We start from the raw sequence: 9,285 nt of genomic DNA, 5'->3' as shown, positions 1-9,285 counted from the left end.
GCGACCCTTGTCGACAAGCGCGTCGCGAGTTTCAGTTCTCTTCATAGGTGCCTCCCAGATGTCCTACAGAGGAGGTAGAGCGCCGCGCGAGGGAGGCAATCACAGAAACGGCCCGCATGATCAGAATTCAGTTGCCGCGGCACGCATCTACCTCGCTGCCAACTCTCTCCTCATGGGGGTGAAAAAACTGGCCACGCCGCGCTTGCGGTAGATGTCGAAGGACGCCAGGAGGGACATGGCCCGGTGCTTCGTTCCGTACACTCGCTTGCCTGCCGCTCCGCGCCCGGAGCCTGTCTTCGCCGGCGACGGATCGACGCGGCCAGTCCCCATTCACGACATCCGCTTTCTCCAGCCCACGGTCCTCGCGCCAAGGGTCAGATTTGGCCCGCCCGGCAGATAGGAGATAAGTACCGCCGCTGAGACCCAGACCAGATAATCTCCGAAGCCTGGTCAGTGATGTTTCAAGTCGTCTCGCGGAATCCTCCGTATTTCTGCCATGGCCTTGATCGTGTAGACGAGATTTGCCCTCGATTTTCGCCGGATTGCCGGAAATACCGGGCTAAACTCAAGCGTCTGGCTACGGAAGGCCAATTCTGCTAGGCGGGAAACCATGCAGCCGCCAAACTTCAAGACATCTGGAAGAAATTGTGTCTGACACTCAAATTAGCGAAATCGTCGCAATAACTGCCGACCTCGTTTCGGCTTATGTCTCCAACAATCCGGTTCCTGCTTCCGAGTTGCCTGCTTTGATTGCGCAGGTTCATCAGTCGCTGTCCGGTCTGGGTGGCGCAGCACCGGACGCGGCTGCTAAAGCCCAGAAGCCTGCCGTAAACGCCAAGCGTTCGGTGCATGACGATTATATCGTCTGTCTCGAGGACGGGAAGAAGTTCAAATCCATGAAACGGCACCTGGCCACGCACTATGGTCTGACGCCCGAACAGTATCGCGAGAAGTGGAATCTGCCTCGCGACTACCCGATGGTCGCGCCCGGCTACGCTGCACAACGTTCCGCGCTCGCCAAGGAGATGGGGCTCGGCCGCAAGCTTAAGAAAGCCGCTCCGAAGAAACGCGCCTCGCGCAAGAAGGCGGCCTTGCCTTGATTGCCGGCCTGTGGACCCGCTGGGGTTCCAGCGCGCTGATTCCGGTCTTTCTCGGCGCTATCTACGTCGCGCGGGGCTCAGTCGGCTTCTTTTTCAGCAACCCAAATGGCGGCAGGGAGTTTCCCGGCATTCTGGGCCGTCACTTTGCCTCGCTGGCGCTGCTCGGTAGCGGCGTCGCGCCGTGTTCAAAGTGCGCGGCTGATCGCTGCGGGACGCGTTCTCCATCCGACCGTGCCCGGCCACCTCCTTTTGAACGGAGACGCATCATGCTTGTAAATGGAAAGTGGACCGAAGACTGGCAGCCAGTCCAGGCCAAGGACGAAAAGGGCGGCTTCGTCCGCCAGATTTCCAGCTTCCGCAACTGGATCACCCCCAACGGCAGCGCTGGACCCTCCGGTGAAGCCGGCTTCGCTGCGGAGGCCGGTCGCTATCACCTCTATGTGGCTCTGATCTGCCCCTGGGCATCGCGTACCCTGATCGCCAGAAGGTTGAAGAAGCTGGAAGACATCGTGTCAGTTTCGGTGGTGGAGCCCGAATTGACCGATCAGGGCTGGCGCTTCGGCGACTACCCTGGCGCCAGCCGGGACGATCTCAATGGCGCCACCTATCTGCACGAACTCTATACCAAAGCCGACGACAATTTCACCGGCCGCGCCACGGTTCCAGTTCTGTGGGACAAGAAGTGCAAGACCATCGTCAACAACGAGTCGGCGGAAATCGTGCGCATCTTCAACTCAGGGTTCGCGGCTCTGGCCGACCAGAGCGTCGATTTTTATCCGCAAGCGCTGCGCGCCGACATCGACGCGCTCAATGAACGCATCTATCCGGCACTGAACAACGGCGTCTACCGCGCCGGCTTCGCCACGACCCAACTCGCCTATGGTGAAGCCTACCGCGGCGTCTTCGCCATGCTCGACGAATTGGAGGCGCGGCTGGCTGCAAGTCCTTTCCTGCTCGGCGATCAATTCACCGAGGCCGACATCCGCCTGTTCGTGACGCTGGTGCGCTTTGACGCCGCTTACCACGGTCTGTTCAAGTGCAACCTCCGGCGCCTTGCCGAATATCCTAACCTGTCGGCCTATCTGAAGCGAGTGCTGGATATCCCTGGCGTTCGTAACACGGTCAATATCGACCACATCAAGAAGGGCTACTACTCGATCAAGTCGCTCAACCCGAGCGCCATCGTGCCCGATGGCCCCGACCTCAGCGATCTCGGCCTTTAACGGACGGGTCGCCCTGGCAGAATCGCTGCCGACAGCCGCGTTCAGAGCACCCGACGGCCGTTCGCCTTCGACCGCGGCAGCGCCGGACGGCAGTGGTTCAGCGTGTCTAATGGTGACGGAGACGAACCGACCGCAGCGTGTCGTTGCGGCAAGCCCCGCGTTCGATGACATCCTGTGCGGACTATCTAGCAGCATAGGCACTCACCCGTCTTGAGCTGACTCTCGTCGGCTTCTTGCCTAAGGGCCATCATGGCGCACGACGTCACCGCCCCAGGGCCATGCTTGAGCATTTAACCGCAGCTTCCAGCGCTATCGTTGCTGAGGACGAGGATTGCAAAAGCGCACTTACGCGCGGTTTGGCACGGGCGACCAGCCTGTCGAGACGATTGGCTGGTCTTCGCCTTCCATGGCACGGGCGGCGGCGAGCACCAGTTTATAAGCTTCGTTGCGTGCTCGGAGGTCACCGCGACAATACTCTGACTCCGAGGCCCCAGACTTATCGGCTATTTGGATCCTTCGGCCGTGACTCGGAAGATGGTGCCATTGGCATCGTCGCTGACGAGCAACGCGCCGTCTTCCGTCACGGCGATGCCGGCGGGCCGACCCCAGACCGTGTCCTTGTCCAGCACGAATCCGGTCATGAAGTCTTCATAGACGCCGGTCGGCTTGCCGTCTTCCATCAGAGCGCGGATCACCTTGTATCCGGTCCTCTCCTCCCGGTTCCAGGACCCATGCAGCGTAGCAAAGGCATCACCGCGGTACTCGGCCGGAAACGCCTCCGCGTCGTAGAAGACCATTTGCAGCGTGGATGAATGTGCCTGGATCAAGACCTCGGGCACAGCGGCCTTGTCCTTCAGTTCGGGACGCTCACCGGCGTGGGCCGGATCCTCGTTGCCGCCGATGTAGTACCAAGGCCAGCCATAAAACCCGCCCTCTTGCACGGTGGTCAGATAATCCGGAACCAGATTGGCACCGAGGTGATCGCGTTCGTTGCCGGTGCACCACAAACTCTCTGTGCCCGGCTGTATGGTCATGCCGGAGCAATTGCGCAGACCGGTCGCAAAATTGCGGACGTTCTCGCCTTCGGGGTCGAACACGCGCACCACGGCCCGGTTTTCTTCGTCGCCCCAAGCGGCACCGAGCCCGTGCGCTTTCTCGAAGGCTTTGATCTCCTCTGGTGACTTCTCCGGCATTGCGGCGGCGGCATTGGAAGCCGAGCCGATGGAGACGAAGAGACGTTGGCCGTCCCGCGAGGCGGCAAGGTCGCGGGTCCAGTGCCGCTCGGTCGGGATATCGGGAATGATGATTTGGGCCGGCCCGCTCGCCTTGGGTTCGCCGGCCCTGTAGGGATAGCGGACGACCTGGTTGGCCGCAGCCACGTAGACGAACCGCGGTTCGGCTGGCGGATAGAACGCGATGCCGAAGGGCCGTTCCAGTCCCTCGGCGAAGACCTCGGGCTTGGCTGGCGCCGCTCCCACAGAGGCGGCGGCGAAGACCAACACGCGTCCGCCGGCGCTTTCCGCCACGAAGATGTCGCCGTTCGGGGCAGTTCTGATGACCCGGGGCTGATTCAGCCCGCTGGCAAACACCTGGACCGCGAAACCGTCCGGCACATCCGGCATCTTGCCTTCCGGCGCCGGGACCACGTCAGCCATGTTCTCGAAGTCCGGCGCTTCGGGGTCGTTTTCAGCATTGCTCGGCGGCGGCAGGTCGGCGGGCGTGATGTGCCGCCTCACGCCGGGTGCGTCGTCCTGCGATGTGCCAAAGGCATCTGAGCCGGTCCGCACCTCCTGAGCATACGCCGGTGCCAGCAGAATGAGAGCCAGTGGAAGACCCATGAGGATCGTTGACCTTCGCATAAATTCCTCCCGGCAGCTTCCCGCCCGGCGCTTACAACCATTGCCGTCGATCTTTGTTCCGCGGCAAACACGCCGACCCAGCACTTGTTTCGGCGCGTAGTTGGCCCACGCGCTTATCCGATTGGGCACCACGCCGCGAAGGTCGCGCTATCCGGAGAACTCGCCATCTGCTCGGAGACGAGGTTGCGCTTCGTGGTGGCCGGGATACGTGGCAAGGCATCAATCGGGGCGCTTTGCCGACGTGGGGCATCGCCGCGGACCAACAAATGCTTGAACGCAAGATGTAAGTGGCTCGAAAAAAAGCGTATGATCACTTGGGCGGTCGCACACCCGGTCCGATGTGCAAGGACCGGGCGCCTTGATTGAGAGGCTGCAAGTATCCACGAGGAGGCTGCTATGGCGGAACTCGCGCGCGATCCCCGGACGCCCTATCACGGCTGGGTTCGATGGGTTTATTCCACCAATCACAAGGACATCGGTACGCTCTACCTAATCTTTGCGATTGTTGCGGGCATTGTGGGGGGCTTTCTCTCCGTCATGATGCGCTGGGAACTGGCGGAGCCCGGCATCCAGGTCTTCCATGGGCTTGCCGCCATCGTCTACGGCCTTGATGGCGACGCCGCTGTCGACGGTGGCAAGCACATGTACAACGTGTTCACGACCGCGCACGGCTTGATCATGATCTTCTTCATGGTCATGCCGGCGCTGATTGGCGGTTTCGCCAACTGGATGGTGCCGATCATGATCGGTGCGCCGGACATGGCGTTCCCGCGCATGAACAACATCTCCTTCTGGCTTCTGCCGCCGGCATTCATTCTTCTTTTGATGTCGTTCTTCGTGCCAGGTCCGGCCGGCCTCTATGGCACCGGCGGCGGCTGGACGATGTATCCGCCCTTCTCGACTTCGGGTCAGCCCGGACCGGCAATGGACTTGGCCATTCTCGCCGTGCATATCGCTGGCGCTTCATCGATCCTTGGTGCGATCAACTTCATCACCACCATCTTCAACATGCGCGCGCCCGGCATGACGCTGCACAAAATGCCGCTGTTTGCCTGGTCGGTGCTGATCACGGCCTTCCTGCTGCTGCTCACCTTGCCGGTTCTGGCTGGTGGAATCACCATGCTTCTGACCGATCGCAATTTCGGCACGGCGTTTTTTGTACCGGAAGCCGGCGGCGACCCGATCCTGTTCCAGCACCTGTTCTGGTTCTTCGGTCATCCCGAGGTCTACATCCTCATTTTGCCCGGCTTCGGTATCATCAGCCACATCGTATCGACCTTCTCGCGCAAGCCGATCTTCGGCTATCTCGGCATGGCCTACGCAATGGTGGCCATCGGCGTCGTAGGCTTTCTCGTTTGGGCCCACCACATGTTCACCACAGGACTATCTCTAGCCACGCAGCGCTATTTCGTGTTCGCCACGATGGTTATTGCGGTGCCCACCGGGGTGAAAGTGTTTTCCTGGCTGGCCACCATGTGGGGTGGTTCGATCAGTTTCCGCACACCAATGTTGTGGGCTATCGCCTTCATCTTCCTCTTCACCGTCGGCGGCGTTACTGGTGTGCAACTAGCCAATGCTGGCCTCGATCGATCCGTCCACGACACCTACTATGTGGTTGCGCATTTCCACTATGTCATGTCGCTCGGTTCGTTGTTCGCGATATTCGCAGGATGGTATTACTGGTTTCCCAAGATGAGCGGTTACATGTACTCGCCGTTTATTGCGAGGGTTCATTTCTGGTTGACCTTCATCGGCGTCAATCTCGTTTTTTTCCCGCAGCACTTCTTGGGATTGGCGGGGATGCCCCGCCGCTACATCGACTATCCAGATGCATATGCAGGCTGGAACATGGTGTCTTCCTACGGTTCTTATTTATCGCTCTTCGGCTCGTTCGTTTTTCTGATTGGCGTCGGCGAGGCGTTCGCACGCAAGCGAACCGCCGGCGCCAATCCCTGGGGCGAAGGTGCAACCACACTGGAATGGCAGCTGTCCTCCCCGCCGCCTTTTCATCAATGGGACAAATTACCAAGGATCACCTAAAGAAGCGCTCGTTATCGCGGGATGGCGGGCTTAGGTGCGCGGTGATCCTGATCGGCGCGAAATCCAGACTTGGGCTCGACGTATCCGGATCGGCTTCAACTTGCGTCGGAGCATTTCGCTCGTTGCGAGCAAATGCGTTGAGATTTGGTCCGGCTGCCGTCGATCACAACGGGTTTGGCCGGCAACGGCGCGCGGGATAAGGGCCGTACTGCCTGCCATTACCGCGATCCGCGACCTTCTCCACCTCAACGCTGATCGGCCATTTGCCAAATGTGATCAATTGGTCCAGAAACATAGTGCACGCTCTCGAGGTGGATATGGCGACAAGCGGCGAAAGGCCACCGACGCATCTGTTGTTTGCGACCGATTTCACGGCGCGTTCCGACCGCGCTCAGCATCGCGCCATCGAGCTGGCATTGCGGTGGAACGCCAGCCTGACCGCCGTGCATGCTGTCGACGAATTCGCTGTGCCCACGGATGTCCCAGCAAGACCGGATGTGCCAGTTGCGATCCAACGGTCCGCCGGGCAGCTGCGCGAAGAGTTTGCCGCCATAGAAGGGTTGCGCGCGTCGGTCGTGATTGAGCGCGGAAAGCCGGACGATATAGTTCTGGCGGTTGCCCGAAGGGAGCGAGCCGATTTGATCACGACCGGCATTGCCGGCAACAGCGCCGCGGGGCGATCCATTCCAGGTAGCACCGTTACGACATTGCTGCGACGTTCGTCTGTGCCAATTCTTGTGGTGAAGAAAAGGATCGAACACACTGCCGAGCGGGTGGTTGTTGCAAGTGATCTTTCTGATGCGTCTTTGCCAGCTTTGGCGATTGCGGTCAAATCGTTTCCGCCTGACCAGGTGACCCTGTTTCATGCGTTTGATCCGCCCTATCAGCTGTTTGCCGATGACGCGGGCAGATACAGCAGCGAGACTGCTACGCTGGCCGACGAAGAATGTCGCCGTCAATTGGGCGAATTGCTTGGAGAGGCTGACGCCGCACGTGTGCGGATAGAACTCCGCCATGGAGATGCTGCACAAATCCTCGGCGACTTCGTTGCGGAGAACGACATTGACCTGGTGATCGCAGGAACACATGGCAAATCCGGTCTGGCGAATGTCCTCGTTGGCAGCGTCGCTGCGAAAATCCTCGACGAGGTGCCCTCCGATATTCTCGTGGTTCCGAGCAAGAAGCGCTAAAAATACGACGCGAAGCTCGCGCCATGCTAGCGCCGCCCACGTTCCGATGTCCCAGCGCCCACAGGCGCCTTGTGTTTGTTGTGGTGACCGCTTGCGCTTACTCAAACGCTCAGCAATGTCGAGCCACTCGGCTATTTGTCGTTCGCAGTCACATCGTCACATCCGCATACAGCATTTTTCTGCACCGTGGCATCGGACCCGATGACCTGCGCCGCATGCTGGAGCACGGAGCCCCATATCCAACCAATTACCGCCACTGCTCAGCGTCAGCGAGGGCTATCACTGCCGCTGCGACAACTTCGGCGCCTGCAAGCGCAGCATCCAGCGAGGCGAGCCGCACACCGCCTTCCTTGGGGCGACGGGATTGAGCGCCTCCTTGCGGATCTCGACTCCATGATCTTACGTCCAAGCATCCGCTCCAGATCGCGCACGCGCTTTCTCGAGTTCCCGCACACGGCTCGCGTATCAAATCGACGCCAACCTGAACCGAAACGTTCCGCCTTCGAGCATGCTCCGCCTCCAGGCAAAGAGCTGGTCATGAGGCAATACGGGGGATGTGTTGCAACGTTTTAAGCACCGGCTATGGCAAGACCATTCGACATTTTCGACGGATTAAATGTGCTGTGCGTGCGATGGTACCCTGGCTTACAATCTGAATCTGCGTGATCTGGAAGAATGAGGCCGAGCTGGCATTGCCGTCGACCACACGACCATTCACCGCTGGACCATTCTTTACCGCGCCATCGACATTGTCGGTGGTACGGTTGAGTTCCTCTTTAGCGAAAACCGCGACCTCCTCGCAGCACGCGCTTCCTCCCAAAAGCGTCATGGCCGGCCGGATCGCGCCGTTATGATGGCAGCCAGACCAATCAGGAGGCAATTGTGTCCTGCGACACCAAAAATCGCTTGCAGAATCGCTCCCAACGCGGGCTGAAGCCGATCCGGATCCCGCAAGGGTCAATACTTGAATAAGCCGGATCGAACAGAACCATCGGCGTATCAGGCGCCCCGTCCGGCCAATGCTAGCTTCAAATCACAGCCTCCGCCGCGATCATCCTGGACCGCACCGAAATGGTCCATATGATGCGCAAGCGGCGGCAGGTGAGGTTTGCCTTCAATCCGAATCATCCCTGGCCGAGCAGTTCGAAATTCTCGCCTCATTATTGGCCCTGGATCGGGCCTCGTTGCGCTTCCAGTCATCCGTTGCAACAGATCCAATCCGATCTGCAGCACGATGGCGAGCTGCGCGGGGGTGCTTTTCTGTACGTATAGGCTGAAACGTCCTCGATCTTATCGATCAACGCCGTTCGCCCCGCCCTTTGGCGTGCGGCTGGCGCTAGGGCACCTTCTCGCGTCTAAAATGCGCCATCTGCTCTAGGAAATGAACGTCATGAAGCAGGACCGGGCCGACCGGGCGCAAGCTGCCAAGCTGTCTGTAATTGGAGCCCGCGCCAAAGCCACTACGCCCTAGGAACGGCTACACGTAGACCGTTAAGCCGCTCAGTGGCTCAGTGGGCAGGCCCGAAGGGTCGACTGGACGGTCGCGGCACATGCGACACTCGCCTCGACGAACACAAGGGCAGCAGACGGCAGCTTTTCGCCAACTCCTGCTGCGATTGTAACAATGCTTGGTGGATCATCACATGGAGATGACCGCCCCTTCCCCGAGGCGACCATCTATCTAATTCTACAGGTTTCCGCTCAACCTTTCTGGGCCGGGGGTGTTCATTCAGATCAGCGTTGTTCTCGTTCGATCTATTAGATGACGAAGAACCAGTTGGCTACCAGCACCACCGTCAGGCCGGCTGCAAGCGTAAGGTAGGGAAGGATGCCCGCCTTGCGATTGCTCAGTTCAGACTGCTTGATGCCGAGG

5 protein-coding genes and 1 pseudogene are annotated in these 9,285 nt (G+C 59.8%); 5 read left to right on the top strand and 1 reads right to left on the bottom strand.

Going from position 1 to position 9,285, the window contains the following annotated elements; genetic code table 11:
* The first annotated feature begins 647 nt into the window (after positions 1-647).
* Entirely contained in the window at positions 648-1,100 is a 453-nt protein-coding gene (locus tag ACLKMW_RS26005; RefSeq protein WP_415727421.1) for a Ros/MucR family transcriptional regulator, read from the top strand.
* Positions 1,101-1,366: 266 nt separating this feature from the next.
* Positions 1,367-2,323: a glutathione S-transferase family protein gene (locus ACLKMW_RS26000; protein WP_415727419.1), complete on the top strand. Its 957-nt coding sequence runs from the start codon at positions 1,367-1,369 to the stop codon at positions 2,321-2,323.
* A 503-nt stretch (positions 2,324-2,826) separates the two neighbouring features.
* Here the strand turns inward: ACLKMW_RS26000 and ACLKMW_RS25995 are convergent.
* Complete coding sequence (locus ACLKMW_RS25995) at positions 2,827-4,161, bottom strand: PQQ-dependent sugar dehydrogenase (protein WP_415727418.1); 1,335 nt, start codon at positions 4,159-4,161, stop codon at positions 2,827-2,829.
* A 417-nt stretch (positions 4,162-4,578) separates the two neighbouring features.
* Here ACLKMW_RS25995 and ctaD point away from each other — a divergent pair, with 417 nt between their 5' ends.
* From ctaD to ACLKMW_RS25980, 3 genes and pseudogenes are all read left to right on the top strand, one after another.
* The gene (ctaD, locus tag ACLKMW_RS25990) at positions 4,579-6,222 is read left to right on the top strand and encodes a cytochrome c oxidase subunit I (protein ID WP_415727417.1); all 1,644 of its coding nucleotides are present in this window, start codon (positions 4,579-4,581) and stop codon (positions 6,220-6,222) included.
* A gap of 317 nt (positions 6,223-6,539) precedes the next feature.
* A complete protein-coding gene (locus ACLKMW_RS25985) occupies positions 6,540-7,412 on the top strand; it encodes a universal stress protein (RefSeq protein WP_415727416.1) in 873 nt (290 codons plus the stop codon).
* A 582-nt stretch (positions 7,413-7,994) separates the two neighbouring features.
* A pseudogene (locus ACLKMW_RS25980) lies at positions 7,995-8,575 on the top strand (DDE-type integrase/transposase/recombinase); the annotation flags it as partial.
* Positions 8,576-9,285: the final 710 nt, after the last annotated feature.

The organism is Borborobacter xinjiangensis, assembly GCF_047739745.1.
Taxonomy (GTDB): domain Bacteria; phylum Pseudomonadota; class Alphaproteobacteria; order Rhizobiales; family Rhizobiaceae; genus Pseudaminobacter.
The sequence above is the reverse complement of the archived record's forward strand: the minus strand, read 5'-3'. Positions and strand labels throughout refer to the sequence as shown.